Consider the following 16,267-nt stretch of genomic DNA (forward strand, 5'->3'; position numbering starts at 1 on the left):
GTTATTTCTTAAGCGGTAATTCAACTGGGGGCAGAAAGTCAATAAGCCCTTTCTCTTTAATCGTCCGTTCCACATCTTCGATGCGGGAAGGAACAAAGTCACTCATATTTTCAACACCGGTTTCTGTGACCAGGGCCATGTCCTCAATGCGAATGTAAAGCCTCTCCTCGTCAATCCAGATCATTGGGTCGATGGTGAACACCATGCCAGGTTGGAGCGGAATGCCATGCACCCGGCCCACATCGTGTACAGCCATGCCAACAGGGTGCTGAAAATGACCCCGAAAAGTCAGCCCTTCCTGTACAGCTTTCAGGTGAGCGGGTTTTACAAATTTTTTACCGACCAGGTACTGTTTCATATCGGCAGCGGCCCCATCGAGCACATCGTTCGAGGTCACTCCCGGCTTAATGTACTTAAAAAGCGCATCCCTGTAAGCCACTATAAAGTTGTATAGCTCCTTCTGTTCCTCATTGAATTTGCCGTTGACAGGCCAAATACGAGTCACATCACTCGTGTAGTTGTTGTAGTCCGGTGCATAGTCCATGAGCACCAAGTCCCCCGCCTTCAATTCATCGGTTTTGTGAAAATAGTGCCCCATGTAGGCATTGGTACCTCCTCCTATAATGGACGGATAACCATCGCCCTGCGCACCGTGCAGGTAGTAAACGTACTTGGCAGCGGCATCAAGCTGGTATTCGTAAACCCCGGGTTTGGTAGACTTCATTGCCTCAATAATCCCCAGACCTGCCATTTGCGTCGCCCGGCGAATTAGTTCGATTTCCTTTGGGCTTTTCACCACCCTCATAGCATCCAGCAAGGGCGACAAATCCTTTATTTCAAATTGCGGTACCCTTTCTTGTAGCTTTTGAATAAAGAGGGATTGCCTCGTCGGCTGCCCGTCCCAGGGGTCAGCAGAAGTCCTTGCCTGAGCAAAGAGCAATTCATCTCGGCTGTCGTTGCCGATTTCAGTAGGGCTGAACTCCGTGTAAAGCAAAGGGGCTGGTGGCCTGATCAAGCCGGTGCCTACTAAATCCGCCGACAAAAACTCTATGCCCTTTACCTGCTCAATGCCTGTGAGCGCTTGAACCAATGCAGCATCCTCAGCCGACAAAACTTTCCCTTGCCCCCTCTCCATGCCTTCGTCACGATGAGGAAGGTAAATGGTTGATGTCTTATTCCTTCCGTTGATCAGCAAATAGGCATGCGGAGATTCAAGCCCGGTGAGGTAGTAGTAAGTATTTGACTGCCTGAAAACGGCAAAACCAGGAATGCCTGCTGCACCCTGCACAAGGGCAATGGCATTATTGCCAATGGTTTCTATTATCTTCTCTCTTCGCTGGCCAAATTCTTCTTTTGAGAAGTCAGTTTGATAGCGGTGTTTGTCTTGAGCAAGGGACAAATGGACTAAACACAAAAGCACTGCAACATGACTGATTCTTCTTTTCATAGGATAGCTTTTTCGACGGTATTAAAGGTAATAGTTTTAATCAATTGGCCATCGCTGCCGCTACTTTACTGTCTGGTTAAGAAGTAATCAGAAGAATCTCACGCTACGGAGTTACCATGATGCCTTATTAGTCCATATTTTTAGCATTTGACGGTCTATCGGCATGGTATTAAAGTTATAGATTTTGACTATAACCATATAGAAAATATAGATTTATACTATCGATCAGAATATTGTAGATTTGAATATCGAACAAAATAAATCTATAACTATGGAAAATAAAACACACGCAGGAGGCGCCTACGATGTAAACGGAGCGGAAATGTGCCCGTTTCTGAATGGCGAACTCAATCAAACCGCAGGTGGTGGCACGTCCAACCGTGACTGGTGGCCTAATCAACTGAAAGTTAACATTCTTCGCCAGCATTCTTCCCTGTCTGATCCGATGGGAGAAAGCTTCAACTACGCTGAGGAGTTCAAGAGCCTCGACCTAAAGGCTTTAAAGAAGGACCTCACTGCCCTGATGACCGACTCACAAGACTGGTGGCCAGCCGACTTTGGTCATTACGGTGGTTTGTTCATTCGTATGGCGTGGCACAGTGCCGGCACATACCGTATTGCCGATGGGCGTGGTGGTGCGGGAGGAGGGCAGCAAAGATTTGCTCCTCTTAATAGCTGGCCCGACAATACCAGCCTCGACAAGGCCCGCAGACTTCTTTGGCCAATCAAGCAAAAGTATGGACGCAAAATCTCATGGGCTGACCTGATGGTTTTAACCGGCAACGTGGCACTGGAATCAATGGGCTTCAAAACCTTTGGCTTTGCCGGTGGTCGTGCCGACGTTTGGGAACCAGAGTTGGACGTATACTGGGGTGCTGAAGACACATGGCTAGGTGACAAGCGCTACTCAGGCGAGAGGGACCTTGAAAACCCACTGGCTGCAGTGCAGATGGGCCTGATTTACGTAAACCCTGAAGGGCCAAACGGCAAGCCTGATCCTCTTGCAGCTGCCAAAGATATCCGTGAGACGTTCGGTCGAATGGCAATGAATGACTACGAAACTGTGGCCCTGATTGCGGGTGGCCACACGTTTGGTAAAACCCATGGCGCAGGCGATGCAGCAAACGTTGGCCCTGAGCCTGAAGCTGCTGGTATCGAAGAGCAAGGTCTTGGCTGGAGAAGCAGCTACGGCTCAGGTATAGCCGGTGACGCAATTACCAGTGGTTTGGAAGTGATCTGGACAACCACGCCAACCAAGTGGAGCAATAACTTCTTCGAGAACTTGTTTGGCTACGAATGGGAATTGACCAAGAGCCCGGCAGGTGCGAACCAGTGGAAGCCAAAGGGTGACGCAGGTGCAGGTACAGTACCCGATCCTTTCGATCCATCGAAGCGCAGGTCACCATCCATGCTTACCACCGACCTGGCACTAAGGGTAGATCCTGCCTACGAAAAGATTTCAAGGAACTTCCTTGAGAACCCTGATGAATTCGCAGATGCTTTTGCCAAAGCATGGTTCAAACTTACTCACCGTGACATGGGCCCTCGTGCCCGTTACCTAGGCCCTGAAGTGCCAAAAGAAGAGCTGATCTGGCAGGACCCGATCCCGGCTGCGACACACAAACTAGACGATAAAGACATTGCTGCGCTGAAAGCCAAAGTACTTGCTTCAGGACTATCGGCATCAGAGCTAGTATCCACTGCCTGGGCCTCTGCTTCTACCTTCCGTGGCTCCGATAAGCGTGGTGGTGCGAATGGTGCACGCATTCGCCTGGCACCGCAGAAGAACTGGAAAGTAAACAATCCGGCTCAACTGGGTAAAGTATTGGGTAAGCTGGAAGAAATCCAAAAGGGTTTTGGTAAGCCGGTATCATTGGCTGACCTCATTGTATTGGCGGGTTGTGCGGGTGTTGAACAAGCAGCGAAGAATGCTGGGCAGGCTGTCACTGTTCCCTTCACGCCAGGACGTGCCGATGCCTCAGCTGAGCAAACTGATGTCGAATCGTTCGCCGCCCTTGAGCCACAGGCTGATGGCTTCCGCAACTACGTGAAGAAAAAATTCAGCATATCTGCCGAAGAGCTGCTGATCGACAAGGCCCAGTTGCTAACGCTGACTGCGCCAGAAATGACTGTGCTGATAGGTGGCATGCGTGTGCTTGGCACCAACTTCGACGGGTCCAAGCATGGAGTGTTTACCAATCGTGTCGGTTCATTGAGCAACGACTTCTTTGTGAACCTGCTCGACATGAGCACTACATGGAAAGCTGTTTCGGCGGATGGGGACCTATTCGAAGGACATGACGCTAAGACTGGCAAAGTAAAATATACAGCCACTCGTGCCGACTTGATCTTTGGCTCCAACTCTGAGCTTCGTGCCCTGGCTGAAGTATATGGCTGCGGCGACTCTCAGCAGAAGTTCATCAAGGACTTTGTGAAAGCCTGGGACAAGGTGATGAACCTTGATCGCTTTGATCTGGCCTAATTATAGTATAACCGTTTGAAGTAAAAGGTGGTCTGGAAACAGGCCACCTTTTTTACTGGCCCACCTATTTTTCGCACACTGAATTCTTCCCTCACAGGTCTTATAAGGACATCAGCACGCAATTAGGGGCTATCTATTCATTGGCAATGTAAATTTGAAATCACTTCCATCTCCCTCCCGGCTTTCAAGCCAAATATCGCCGCCGAGCTTTTTTACAAATTCCTTACAAAGGGCTAACCCTAAGCCAGAACCTTTTTCGTTTGCAGTGCCCAACGAAGATGTGTTTGCAGACATCTCGAACAACTTCTTACTAACTTCCGCATTTATCCCAAGTCCATTGTCAGCCACAGAAAATTGAACCTTGTTTTTCTCCAAGACAACCGATACGATGATGCTGCCTCCGGATTTGGTAAACTTGATAGCATTAGAAATAAGGTTTCTCAATATGGTTTTCAACATCCTTTCATCGGTATAGACTTCAATTTCCTCTGATGCTGTCTGACGCAGAGATATGTTTTTCGCTTTCGCTATCGGACTTGACAGCTCAAATACCTCACGAATAACAGACGGCAAGTCTATTCTTTCTGGTTTATAACTGATCTCTCCAGTTTGCGATTTTGCCCAATTCAGTAAGTTATCCAGTAAGGTCAGTGTGTTTTTAACCGAGGCGACTACGAGCGCCAAATACTCCTCAGATTTTGCTGTTTTAGATTTTTTTACCGATTCGATCAACAGTTCTGAAAGCCCTAAAATATTATTTAACGGGGCTCTTAAATCATGGCCCATTATAGAAAAAAGTTTGTCTTTGGTAGCATTCAGTTCTCTTAATTGCATTTCACTTTTCTTTAGTGCTTGCTCGGCTTTTTTACTAGCAGTGATGTCCCGAACTACACCAACAAGAAATCTTTTTCCGCTGGCATCAACATAGCGTGACTTTCTGGTGGAAATGATCATCGTCTCGGCTCCCCTCAGTGTAAGTGTTTCTTCATTTATGTTTTCCTTTCCATCAGCAAGAACCTGTCTGTCAATTTTCAAAAAACTCTCCCGCTCATCAGGAGGAACATGTTCGGCAAGGGTGTTACCCATAATTTCTTCACGAGGAAGTCCAAACATTTCACAAAAGGCGTCATTAACCAGCACCAACCTACTTTGATCATCCTTTACAAATACGGAGTCACCCATGTTGTCAAGGATAGTACGGATGTAAGCATCAGCCACACTATTTCGCTCTACTAAAGATTCTTTTTGTCTTTTTTTCTGCTGGTTTTGAGGCGAAAGCTGCAATCGCAAAATTTCATTTTGCCTTTTAAGTTCAGCAACCTGGTTTTCCAGTTCCAAGCGGGTTGGTTTGTCGGTCATTTTTTGGGTGGCAGCAGGTGGCAACACAAATGCAATTTTTCATCCTTCACACAGCTGAACTGCTCTTGTTAGCCTCATAGCAAATTAACTCTTGTGGCGGAGATTCCAAGCTTCATGACCTATTTCGTACTCAATGCACGTTGGTCATTACGGTCTTTATGAGCACTATGGGACAAGGTAGTGCACACTAACTGCTTCGATTTGGCGCTACCAGGCGGTCGAAAGGCTAAACATGGCTATCAAAGTAAAAAAGGTGGCCTGAAACAGACTACCCTTTTTTGTTTATAGCACGGTCATGAGTGATTCAAATGAGCACTTCTTGCGCACTGCCTCACCCAACAAAAAGTCTTTCTCAGATACCTGTCAACGGAATTACTCTGCCCCTGCCGTCTCAGTGTTTACAACTGGCCAAACACCCGGTGACGGCACGCTCACTCCTTTGGTTTCTCCTCCAATGCTATTAAGTTAAGAGCATTTTACCCTTAATCCCTAAAGGGCTCTGCTAATGACAATTCACTCGCCCTTCAGGGTCAGGGGTAAAAATAGAATTGGTACAAGGAACCTCTTAACTTAATAGCATTGGTTTCTCCTCGCTGGGTATCTTGACCGAAGTAGTGCAATGCCCATCCCTTGTAAGTAAGCTGGCTTTCACCAAAAACGTCGATTGAACCAAAATCGCTTTTGCTGGCAGCAGAAACAACAGCTTTAAGTTCTTTGGCATACACGGGCCAAATGGTATTGTTAGAAAAATCGGATCAAGCAATAAATCTGGGGAGTAAAACTCAAAAATAGAGTTATCCTATTCAGCAATTGGAGATCATAAAGAAGCAAAAGGTCCAAGCGGGACGCATTGAACCAGTTTTGCTTCTTTATGTAAAGACAAAATACCCTTGTCAAGAAAATCAATCCCCAGAAATGTCGCTTGATCCGAAAAATCGCTGGCAGTGAAAGTATTAACGTCTTTTGAGTCGTTGGAAAGGCATACAGCGTCCTGCTCCTGTATAAATTTTTGGGCATAGCGTTACTGGCATTCTTTTTTCAAATTCAGGTTAACGTACCAGCTTTGGGCAATAATTTAGTTCAGTTGAAAAGTTCTTGAGACATTAAAACCGAAGTGAATTTCGCCTTTGAAAAAATTGTTGGTCGTTTCTGATACGAAGCCCTTCGGCACCATAGAGGTGGCATTGGTGAACTGAAGCTGGAACACGTGTCCGCCCGTTTCAATATCGACCCCTATGGCCAGCGCATTCTGTGTGTTTTCATTGAGGTGTTGAAACTGATAATAATATTCGGCACAAAGCGCCACCCGCTGCGAAAGCTTGATGCGTCCGCCAACACCCAGTGCTAAGATGTCATTGTTCAGATCCGTTTCGCCAATCAGATTCCGGTGCACCCAGGTAGGCATCAGTTGGAGCGAAAGGCCATTGTTAAACTTTCTGGCCAGCAAAAGCTGATGCGTAAAAGCAAGCTTGTCGGTAAACTGTAGATCGTACGTCGGATCCTTCAGGGTCTTCAATGCCATAGAGCTCAGCCACGTGGCAGACAGCGGAACACTCCCTTTGCCTGTCGACTGACGAAGCAGGCGGTATTTGACAAACCCATCATAGGTCTTTTCAAAAGAGCTCCTGCCGACTCCCACATAGAGCCTGTCAGTGAGGGCATACTCCAGCCCGATGCGTACCAGGGCGTTGTCCAGCCCAAAAAGCTCATAGGCTCCACCGTCGATAGTACCAAACCGGTGCGCTATGATAAAATCCATCACACCTTGTTTTCTGGTTTCAATGGAATGACCGTTGATGAGTCTGGTGCCTTTGAAGGTGGCATCCACCAGGGTTTTCTGATCGGCCTGTTCTGCTTCCAGGCCAGCAAGAAGATCATCCTGGGCCAGCAGCGGCATAGCCAATGCCAGCGAGATGAGGGTTGAAGTGATCTGCTTTACCATCATTTTGGACGTGAGAAATTAAAAAATGCCTTTACTTCGACTACCTCCGCAATGTTCTTGAACACAATGGTGGGTATCTCGATATCGAAATCAGCCACCGCCAGATCGAATTCTGTGTTGACTTTCATGTCTTTAGAAGAAACGTCAAATTTGACCATCGTTTTGAGTGGCTTCTTCACTCCGTGGATTTCTATTTCCCCATCGGCTTCTGCTTCAAAGCTCCCGCTTTTCGAAAAGTCGAGTGCTGCGAAGTTGCTGATAACACCCTTGAATGTCGCTCTCGGAAATTTGTCCGACTCAACATAGTTTTCGTTGAAGTGCTCCTCCATCAGGCTCTTGTCAAAGTGGAACCCCTTCATAAGCATCGACACTGCCAATGTTCCTTTTTCAAGGTCTATTGCACCCAGCACCTCCTTGTTAGTGGCTTCAATGTTTTCCAGCGGTGCTTCAGAAAAGAAGGTGGCGGTTCCGCTGCGGTCCACCATAGGGCCCTGCGCCATCGCCAGGCCTGCTGTGATCAAGCCAAGAATGATTGTTAATACTTCACGTTTCATATTTCTTCTGTCTTTACTTTCAACTGTTAAAAAATGGGAGCTACACGATTTTCTCGCATGCCGCTTGTTGGTTATTGATACTGCTGTCATTTATTAATCAATTTTGTAGTGCGCCATCATCCACCCAGCAGGCAATGGCATCTTTTTGCGCCTGAGTAAGTGTCGACCCTCTGGGCATTGATCCACTCGCTGTTCTTGCTTTGATGGAGCCGGCCCTGGCTTGAATAGTGGCGAAAGACCTGAGATCAGGCGAGATGCTGCCGTTGTGGCAACCCGAAACCGCACAGCTGCTTTCAATAATGTTTTTGACAGAGTTCTCGTAGCTGGCGCCCGCCAACACCTCCACACTCTCTATGATCTCACAACCCAGCTGGTCTGTTATTTTCACGGTATAAGTACCCCTGGTCAGGCCAGAAAAAGTCCTCCCCGTCTGAGGCTGGCCTTCGTTGATACTGTAGAGGTAGGGCTCCACGCCCCCGGAGGCCACCACCTCAATTTTTCCCTCTGTTGACCCACATCCCGACTCCTCCACCACAATCTCCTGTAGGTTCACTCCCTCCTGGTTTTGAATCGCAATAGCTACCTCACTTGCGCAGCCTTTTGCATCAGTCACTACCACCACATAGTTTCCCGCCTCCAGACTACTAAATACACCATCCGCATTTGTGCCAGCTTCTGAGGTATATACATAAGGAGGCTCACCGCCAGTCGCACTCACTCTGAAGCTTCCAATGGCGGCACCACATTCAGTTGCAACGCTTTCCAACACGTCTATTTCCACTGGCGACACGGAGCAGTCTACCTGTGGTTCCGCCTGATCCCAGGTACAGGACACGGTGGTGAGAAAAAATAGCACGCTAACAGTGCCAAGAGTTAACTTTGTTGTCATCAGTAAAAAATGTTTTTGCTAGCATCCTCTGTCGAGTTTTTAAAAAAGAAGGATAACCAAAAGTTGCTTTGGCCATTTACCTTCATCTCCAACGTAAACCAAAAACCCGCTGGCAGCACCTAGGAGTAATGCTTCTAGTATTATTTGATGACAAAATTAGATATAACCAATAGGGTGTGGCTAGCACAATACCGCCAATTGTGTTAACATTTCCGACATGGGGTATAACAAAACCGACAAAACATGACAGTTCCGATGCTGATAATCAGCGGCTTAGTAGTAAAAGATCCGAAGGGCTTGATCCAAACTCTTTTTTGAAACATTTAGAAAAATAGGACGGATTGGCAAAGCCTGTTTTAAAAGCCGCTTCTGCAATCCCAAACTCACTACCCATGAGCAGCTCCTTCGCACGGTGCAACCGCACAGAAGTAATTAGCTGATTGGGCGACTTATTGGTCACCGCCTTCAGCTTGCGCTGGAGTTGGCGCTCGCTGATGCCAATTTCCCTACAGAGCATTTCCACACCAAAGTGCTCGTTGGCCAAATGAGTATCGATACTCTGAAGCACGTTTTCCAGGAAGGAGTCATTTTGCAACACCTTCTTCGGCGAAATTTGTCCCGCTTTTTCATCAGCACTGAGCGGATCGGTTACACTGAACAGCAGAAACGACTCGCCGGAAAGTGTTTCGTACACCGCTTTGTACTGCGTAAAACTCACCCCCGCTCCCGATAGGAGGCTTTTCACAGTTTGTGTGACAAGGATCTGGCTGGGTTTCGCTAGCTGAAGCATGGCATCGACAAAGCCCTCGGTTTCGCCACTGATGAAGTGAGCCTCATCTACCGCCCCTTCTCTGATGTGAATACCGATGGCCAGCCGGGCCGGCATGGTCCGAATGGCATCTACGAGATCGATACTACAATGAACGGCCTTGCTTGGCCCTTCAAAAATGGCGATAAATGTCTGGCGATTGTATTGAATCACCTTACCCCGATATTGTTCCACAAATTGGCGAATCAGCTCCTCGGGATTGGTGTCGATATTTTCTAAAGAAACAATGCGGGCGGCAACTATGGTGAAAAGCTGCTCCTGGTAGTTTCGGATCGGCTTCACTCCTAAGATAAAGGTCTTCATCGTTTCCAGCACCTCCTTTGTATTACCTACCCAAAAAAGATGATCCCTTCCGCCAAACTCAACGAACCTGGCTCCCTGAATACGTTCAGCAATGAACCGCCCTTCTTCAATTTTCACATCAATATCGTGGGTGCGCTGCATGAGTAGCGTGGGCACTTTGATGGTGCCCAGAATGTCAATAATATCTACCTCAGTATTCATTTTGGTAAGCACCATTGCGGCACTGGGGCTGGCCCCCGAACGAAAGTAGCTGGCCAGCCAATCCATGAAAACCTGATCATTGGCTTTGGAGGGAGCGAGTGACTCCAGCCCCATGTCTCCACCGCCCCAATTGTTTTCGATCATGTCATACACCACCTGGCGCTCCTCGTCGGTGGGTGCCCAGGGGTAGTCGGGCGCATAGCGGCGCTTGGCAAATACGCCAAAGGTGATAAGGGAAATGGTGCGGTTGGGGTAGGTAGCAGCAAAGAGTGCCGACACGGAGCCGCCCTCTGAATGTCCAAACAAAACGGCTTTTTGCGACCCAACGGCGTCCATTACGGCACGGATGTCGTCCATCCGCTCTTCCAGCGTGGAAAGCTCCACCACACGATCCGACAAGCCGGTACCTCGTTTATCAAACAGGATGACCCTGGCGATCTTGCCCAGTTCCTGTAGAAAGTCGACCAGCTCAGGGCAGGCCCACATCCAGTCAATGTTGGACACCCATCCCGGAATATAAACCAGGTCGATGGAACCTGAGCCAAAAACCTGGTAAGCAATATTGATACGGCCGCTTTTTGTATACTGAGTGGCTGGCTTCATAGCTATTTGAAACTTTGTAACAGTTAAGATTACAATTATAGTAGAAATTAGGCCAAGGACAGAGCCTCGCATTTCCCATTTAGGCCTCTAATGAATTAGTCAGAAGTGTCCAAACATCACCGATAATTACATATTGGTCAGTTATCAACGAAAAAAGGGCAGGTTAAATACTAACCTGCCCTGGAGTCTGATGGTGAAAAAATACAGAAAAATAGTTGAAAAAATAATTCGATCTACCCACAGGATGGGCTCTTTCTTTAAATAGCTTGTTGCGTTTTTGTGGGTACAAAGGTAGTGGGCAGGCAGATGAGGCAACTACAAAAAATCCGGCTAATCCATTCACTTTTCCGACAACGGTGTGGTAAAAAGCCGACGTATTGGAAAATTTCCGGCGCCAACAACTTAAAGAATAAGTAAGGCCGGCCTTTCAGAAGGAGTTGATCAGATCCAAAGTGGCATACTCAGGGTGAATGTGAATAAGCTGCGAAGCGGAAAACACAACTGTCGTCTTTGCACCTTCCTCAATTGTCTTCGTTGGCAGCATACCTCGTCTATCACTTAATCAGCAGCACCCTGGGATTGATCGGGTACAGCCATTCGACGCCTCTGGCAGTAATGATGGCATCATCTTCCAGCGCCACCCGCAACTTCTTACCACCCCACTCGGGCACTTTGGTGTAAGCGAAAAACTCAATAGAAAGCAGGTTGGAGGGCTTGATCTCGTACCCCAACTGCACCGGATTGAAAAAAGCAATGGACGGCCCGATGCCGTGCCCCCAGTTGCCCACAGAGTGGCAACCGATAATCACGTCTGTTTTATCAAGCTCCGTTGGCTTGTTGAACCCGGCCATCTTATTGAAGCCAGCCGCAGTTAGTGCATCATAAACGGCATCTTCTGCTTTTTGTGCCGTCACTCCTGGTTTGATCGTTTTCTTTACTACGTCCCGCACTTTCACGGCCTGTTCGAAGGCGTTTTGGATGCCTGGAGGCACGGCAGTCTCGCCTTCTTTTAGCACATAGGCCATCCGCTTCATGTCGGTGTACATGTTCATAAGCCCTACCCCCCAATCTATAAAAAGCACATCACCTCTCTGGATGATACGGTCGGTAGAAGTTGCGGCTATGCCATCAGGGCCGGTCACATATACCGACGGCATGCCAAACGATGACTCCAGGTTGTTTTTGAAAAGCTGCTCCTTCATCCACCAGGCCACATCTTCCAATGTAGTTACGCCTGGGGTGATTACCTCATTGGACAAGGCCCTTTCCGCAAGGGTATACGACAGTTCGCCAGCCTCGCCATAAATCGCTATTTCGCTGGCCACCCGCCTCGACCGGAAGTCGGACGCCAGCTTCTCTGCCGACACAAACCGCTGCTCGTACTTCTTGCCCAGCACTTCCGCCAGCTCCAGGTAGCCTGAATGACTGAGGCCATCGGCACCACCGATGTTTTTTGACATATTGAGGCCAATCTTTTTAGGATCTCTTGCCTCCACAAAAGCCTTGAGCTCGCTGGCCGACCCGAAGTAATCGTAAGCACCACCTTCTTCCAGCAGATAGCCGTCGATGCCCAGTACGGATCGCTCGATACGCTCGCCCCCACGATCGGTGAAAATGTAGTAGCCCACGCTACCCACATAGCCTTCACCCATATCGGGATACAACGGATCGAAATTTCCCTCCCGGTTCATGATGATCCACATATCGATATTATTTTCTCTCATAGCCTCGGGCAGTACCAGGTCAAACTTATCGTTTCTTACCTGGTTCATTTTGCGCCAGCGGCGCATGGCTTCCTGGCTGAAAGAGCTGGTGCTGAGAAGCAGCATAAAAAAGGCGAGCAGTATTCTCATGGTTGAATGGCTGTTTACGAGTACGGTGCTAATTAGCAATTTCTCGGTTTGTGTGCTAGAAGGAAGTGATGTGTGGGGGATTAGGATCGCTCGCTTCGGAAAGCTACCGGCTAAAATTTTGGCCAGTGGCTTAGCTTCTTCGTCTTATTTGGTTCAAAATGGCACTAGCTTTAACCCCTGCGTTGTCGATTTCTTTGATTATTTCATTTATTTCTGATTCTTTCCAAACCATGTCTGAAAAAGGCTTTGAAGGCTTTGTTTGATATACGAGAATCTGGCTGCCATCTATGTCTGTAGCAGGATGAGCGTGAATTAATGCATTTCTCTTTGCTATCAAGCTTTCAAATTCCTGCTGACATAGTTCAATTTCAGCTTTCGTGACGTTAGACTCTGGAAAGTCAAATCCATTTATGATTTCTTTCAATTTCTGGTTAACCGCACCAGATGTTAAAGGACTCTTACTTGGTCTACTGTATTGCGCAACAAACCCGCTTTCATAAAAAGCGATTATATAAATTATTGTCCATTCGTAGTAGGCAAAAATATAAACAGCCTTTCCCAAAATGGCTGCATATTTATCATCGACAGGAATTGCCGTTGTCGTGTGATGGTTTACATTCATCTTCCAATTAAAGTATTCTATTCTCTACAGAAACAAGGTAAAAAAAACAAAGTTTGTATTTAAATCCGAACTAAGCCATGATCTCACCTCTGTCCCCTAGTAACTTCTGAAGAACGTTTAGAACTCTTTTACTCGACCTCAAAACTGTTCCTATCAATAAGATGTGATACTAAATTAGCCGATTTAACATAGACATTCCGTAGTTGGAGAATTCCGAATTTGCCAACTTTTTCGTTGAGAAGTTCCTCATAAGTGAGATTCATTGAGTACATATCTTCGAACTTTCTAATTTCATAACATATGTCCGAAACCTCATTACTTACTTGATTTTGAATATGGAGGGAATGAAAACCTGTCAACCTTTCAAGGGTATCTCTCAATTTCATGAGCCTTCGGTGCTCATGTGTTACTAATTCATGCTGTTTTGCACTCTCAACCTCCGACAGATCAAGAACAGCACGTTCAAATTTGGCCAATGTAAGCGCATCAAGCAAGTTAGGCCGAAGCAAGGCAACAAATTCCCTTTTTCCTTTCAAGAATATTGCAACACCTTCACCATCCTGTCTTATCCCCTCAGGAATTCTTGACAGGAATTCACATAGCTCAAAGACAATAAACGAGGTTTTGCTATTGATAAACCTGAGGTTCTTCTTTTCAATACCTCTAATAGTAAAATATGGGATCACCCAAACGCTAATAACTATTCCTATAATGAAATATGGAATTGCATTAATCTGCTCTTCCCAAAAAGAAGTCCAGTTAATTTTGTCAATAAGCTCCTCAAGTGCGCTCAAAGTTATTTGTCTTGTCTGCTAAAGTAGAGAGAGAAAAGCCATCGCTTTTCTTTAATATACGAAAATCTGGCAGGAAAGGGCATATTCTTACCAACTCAAAGAAAAAACCGATATTGTAGGTAAGTTCAACAGCTCACAACGCCATTTTACCATGATCAAACTCGTACCTACACTTTCGCTGGTTGTTTTCATTATCCTATTCAGCTGCCAAAGCTCTTCTGAAAAACAAGACTGGCAGATCCTGTTCAATGGCGAAGACCTGACTGGCTGGGACACCTACCTGGGCCAGGAATGGACGCAAGTCAATGATTCCACTTTTCGACCTGCGGGGGAGCCTGTGGGCCTGAACAAAGATCCTAAGGGCATCTTCAGCGTAGCAAAAGTTGACCAGCAAAACGTCATTCGTATATCGGGCGAGCAGTGGGGAGGGGTTTCAACCACCAGCGAATTCAGCAACTATCACCTGAAGCTGCAATTCAAATGGGGAGAGGCCAAGCACCGACCGAAGGCTAACGCCAAGCGGGACAGCGGCTTGCTGTACCACGCCGTAGGTGCACATGGAGCTGACGGCGGCTTCTGGATGCGCTCACAGGAGTTTCAGGTGCAGGAAGGTGACACTGGCGACTACTGGGGTGTGGCTGGCGGCGTGATGGACGTGCCTACCCGTCAGGAGGGCGAAAACTACATTTATGATGCTGCCGCCACAATGCGAGTCTTTAGCGAGAAAAGTGATATTGGCAGGCACGCCACCAAACATCCCGATGCTGAAAAGCCAACAGGTGAGTGGAATACACTGGAGTTGATTTGCTTTGGCGACACAGCCATCCACATCGTGAATGGCCAGGTGGTGATGGCGCTGTACCACTCCCGCCAGCTCACTGACGCTGGCGAGCAGCCTCTGAAGAAGGGAAAGATCCAGCTTCAGTCGGAAGGCGCTGAGCTATTTTACAAGGACATTATGATCAAGCCGATTAGCGAGGTGCCAGAGGGGGTAAATTAAAGAGGTTACTCTCTGCGCTTATGCACATAGTAACCTCTTTAATTGTTAGCACCCCAATCGTCCTCGTTTGCAACGAGGACGGGCGGGATTTGCGTTTCTAACGCATCAAACAACGGTCTTCTTTTCTTCCTGATTTTATGCACTACAAGTGCATGTCTCGCTCACCCTCGTTTCAAACGAGGGAGATTAAAGAGGTTACTTTCTACGCTTCCGCAGAAAGAAGAAATTAAAGAGGTTACTATCTGCGCTCATGCATATAGTAACCTCTTTAATTATTACTTGATATACCTGAAATCGTGCCCAGCAGGAAGCTGCACAAGAAAATCGTGCATGAGCTTGATCACGTTTTCCACGTCGTCTTTGTGGGCGGTTTCTACCGTGGTGTGCATGTATTTCAACGGCAAAGAAATAAGTGCCGAGGCCACACCTTCCGCCGAATAAGCAAAAGCATCGGTGTCGGTACCCGTCGCCCTGCTGGCTGAGGCCCGCTGGAAGGCTATTTTGTTTTTATCGGCCACATCAATCACCATCTTCAGGAGGTTGTTCTGCACTGCCGGCCCATAAGTCAACACCGGTCCCTTACCCGCTTTCAGGTCACCCTGCTGTTTTTTGTCGTACATAGGCGCATGGGTATCGTGGCACACGTCGGTAATGATGGCTACATCCGGCTTGATGCGCCTGGAAATCATTTCAGCCCCTCTCAGGCCAATTTCTTCTTGCACGGCGTTCACCACATACAAGCCAAACGGCAGCTTCACCTTCGACACCGCAATTCTTCTGGCGGTTTCAGCAATCATAAAACCACCCACTCTGTTGTCGAGCGCTCTTCCGCACAGGTAATGCTCGCCCAGCTCGATCAGCTCATCTTCGAACGTCATCACACTGCCTACATGCACGCCCGCCTTTTCCACTTCGTCTTTTGAGGTAGCTCCAATGTCCACAAAGATGTTCTTCAGCGTAGGGCTCTCTTCCTTGGCTGAGTCTCTTACGTGTATGGCCGGCCAGCCAAACACTCCTTTTACAACCCCTTTATCGGTATGGATGTTGACCCTTTTGGAAGGTGCAATCTGGTGATCGGATCCACCGTTTCTTCTCACATAGATATAGCCATCATCGGTAATATAGTTCACAAACCAGGCGATCTCGTCAGCATGTGCCTCAATCACCACCTTGTAAGGCGCATCGGGATTGATCACACCCACCACTGTTCCGTAGGTGTCGGAAATGTAGGTATCGATATAAGGCTTCATGTACTCCAGCCATATATGCTGGCCCGACGACTCAAAACCAGTCGGTGATGCATTATTTAAATATTTGAATAGAAAATCTCTGCTCTTCTTGTCCATTGTCAATTGCTTATCTCTTGTTTTTGTTATTTATATCCAGCAA

At 47.4% G+C, this 16,267-nt stretch carries 12 protein-coding genes; 2 read left to right on the forward strand and 10 right to left on the reverse strand.

What is annotated here, in order from left to right:
- Nucleotide 1 precedes the first annotated feature (1 nt).
- Nucleotides 2-1,447: an aminopeptidase P N-terminal domain-containing protein gene (locus RIF36_RS21135; RefSeq protein WP_350122606.1), complete on the reverse strand. Its 1,446-nt coding sequence runs from the start codon at nt 1,445-1,447 to the stop codon at nt 2-4.
- 271 nt (nt 1,448-1,718) lie between these two features.
- On the opposite strand from RIF36_RS21135, the gene katG reads away from it, so the two are divergent.
- A complete protein-coding gene (katG, locus tag RIF36_RS21140; protein ID WP_350122608.1) occupies nt 1,719-3,929 on the forward strand; it encodes a catalase/peroxidase HPI in 2,211 nt (736 codons plus the stop codon).
- 129 nt (nt 3,930-4,058) lie between these two features.
- Here katG and RIF36_RS21145 read toward each other — a convergent pair whose 3' ends face one another.
- The 8 genes from RIF36_RS21145 to RIF36_RS21180 form a co-directional block, all read right to left on the reverse strand.
- Nucleotides 4,059-5,288 carry a PAS domain-containing sensor histidine kinase gene (locus tag RIF36_RS21145; RefSeq protein WP_350122610.1) on the reverse strand — a complete coding sequence of 410 codons (1,230 nt, stop codon included), beginning with the start codon at nt 5,286-5,288 and terminating at the stop codon, nt 4,059-4,061.
- Between the two features lie 1,075 nt (nt 5,289-6,363).
- Nucleotides 6,364-7,233 carry a DUF5777 family beta-barrel protein gene (locus RIF36_RS21150; RefSeq protein ID WP_350122612.1) on the reverse strand — a complete coding sequence of 290 codons (870 nt, stop codon included), beginning with the start codon at nt 7,231-7,233 and terminating at the stop codon, nt 6,364-6,366.
- Nucleotides 7,230-7,874, reverse strand: coding sequence for a YceI family protein (locus RIF36_RS21155; protein ID WP_350122614.1), 645 nt, complete (start codon nt 7,872-7,874; stop codon nt 7,230-7,232). The genes RIF36_RS21150 and RIF36_RS21155 overlap by 4 nt, the downstream gene beginning before the upstream one ends.
- Nucleotides 7,875-7,881: 7 nt before the next feature.
- A complete protein-coding gene (locus RIF36_RS21160) occupies nt 7,882-8,673 on the reverse strand; it encodes a hypothetical protein (RefSeq protein ID WP_350122616.1) in 792 nt (263 codons plus the stop codon).
- A gap of 265 nt (nt 8,674-8,938) precedes the next feature.
- Nucleotides 8,939-10,609 carry an alpha/beta fold hydrolase gene (locus tag RIF36_RS21165; protein WP_350077498.1) on the reverse strand — a complete coding sequence of 557 codons (1,671 nt, stop codon included), beginning with the start codon at nt 10,607-10,609 and terminating at the stop codon, nt 8,939-8,941.
- A gap of 554 nt (nt 10,610-11,163) precedes the next feature.
- Nucleotides 11,164-12,462 carry a M24 family metallopeptidase gene (locus RIF36_RS21170; protein WP_350122618.1) on the reverse strand — a complete coding sequence of 433 codons (1,299 nt, stop codon included), beginning with the start codon at nt 12,460-12,462 and terminating at the stop codon, nt 11,164-11,166.
- A 130-nt stretch (nt 12,463-12,592) separates the two neighbouring features.
- The gene (locus RIF36_RS21175) at nt 12,593-13,084 is read right to left on the reverse strand and encodes a hypothetical protein (RefSeq protein ID WP_350122620.1); all 492 of its coding nucleotides are present in this window, start codon (nt 13,082-13,084) and stop codon (nt 12,593-12,595) included.
- 128 nt (nt 13,085-13,212) lie between these two features.
- A complete protein-coding gene (locus RIF36_RS21180; protein WP_350122622.1) occupies nt 13,213-13,878 on the reverse strand; it encodes a hypothetical protein in 666 nt (221 codons plus the stop codon).
- Between the two features lie 151 nt (nt 13,879-14,029).
- Between RIF36_RS21180 and RIF36_RS21185 the strand changes: the two genes are divergently transcribed.
- A complete protein-coding gene (locus RIF36_RS21185; protein ID WP_350122624.1) occupies nt 14,030-14,878 on the forward strand; it encodes a 3-keto-disaccharide hydrolase in 849 nt (282 codons plus the stop codon).
- A gap of 275 nt (nt 14,879-15,153) precedes the next feature.
- Here RIF36_RS21185 and RIF36_RS21190 read toward each other — a convergent pair whose 3' ends face one another.
- A complete protein-coding gene (locus tag RIF36_RS21190; protein WP_350122626.1) occupies nt 15,154-16,224 on the reverse strand; it encodes a M42 family metallopeptidase in 1,071 nt (356 codons plus the stop codon).
- Nucleotides 16,225-16,267: the final 43 nt, after the last annotated feature.

The organism is Imperialibacter sp., from assembly GCF_040222815.1.
Lineage (GTDB): Bacteria > Bacteroidota > Bacteroidia > Cytophagales > Cyclobacteriaceae > Imperialibacter.

Excerpts from the sequence above, each read along its gene's own strand:
- RIF36_RS21135 (WP_350122606.1), bottom strand. The coding sequence starts at position 1,447 with ATGAAAAGAAGAATCAGTCATGTTGCAGTGCTTTTGTGTTTAGTCCAT.
- katG (WP_350122608.1), top strand. The coding sequence starts at position 1,719 with ATGGAAAATAAAACACACGCAGGAGGCGCCTACGATGTAAACGGAGCG.
- RIF36_RS21145 (WP_350122610.1), bottom strand. The coding sequence starts at position 5,288 with ATGACCGACAAACCAACCCGCTTGGAACTGGAAAACCAGGTTGCTGAA.
- RIF36_RS21150 (WP_350122612.1), bottom strand. The coding sequence starts at position 7,233 with ATGATGGTAAAGCAGATCACTTCAACCCTCATCTCGCTGGCATTGGCT.
- RIF36_RS21155 (WP_350122614.1), bottom strand. The coding sequence starts at position 7,874 with ATGACAGCAGTATCAATAACCAACAAGCGGCATGCGAGAAAATCGTGT.
- RIF36_RS21160 (WP_350122616.1), bottom strand. The coding sequence starts at position 8,673 with ATGACAACAAAGTTAACTCTTGGCACTGTTAGCGTGCTATTTTTTCTC.
- RIF36_RS21165 (WP_350077498.1), bottom strand. The coding sequence starts at position 10,609 with ATGAAGCCAGCCACTCAGTATACAAAAAGCGGCCGTATCAATATTGCT.
- RIF36_RS21170 (WP_350122618.1), bottom strand. The coding sequence starts at position 12,462 with ATGAGAATACTGCTCGCCTTTTTTATGCTGCTTCTCAGCACCAGCTCT.
- RIF36_RS21175 (WP_350122620.1), bottom strand. The coding sequence starts at position 13,084 with ATGAATGTAAACCATCACACGACAACGGCAATTCCTGTCGATGATAAA.
- RIF36_RS21185 (WP_350122624.1), top strand. The coding sequence starts at position 14,030 with ATGATCAAACTCGTACCTACACTTTCGCTGGTTGTTTTCATTATCCTA.
- RIF36_RS21190 (WP_350122626.1), bottom strand. The coding sequence starts at position 16,224 with ATGGACAAGAAGAGCAGAGATTTTCTATTCAAATATTTAAATAATGCA.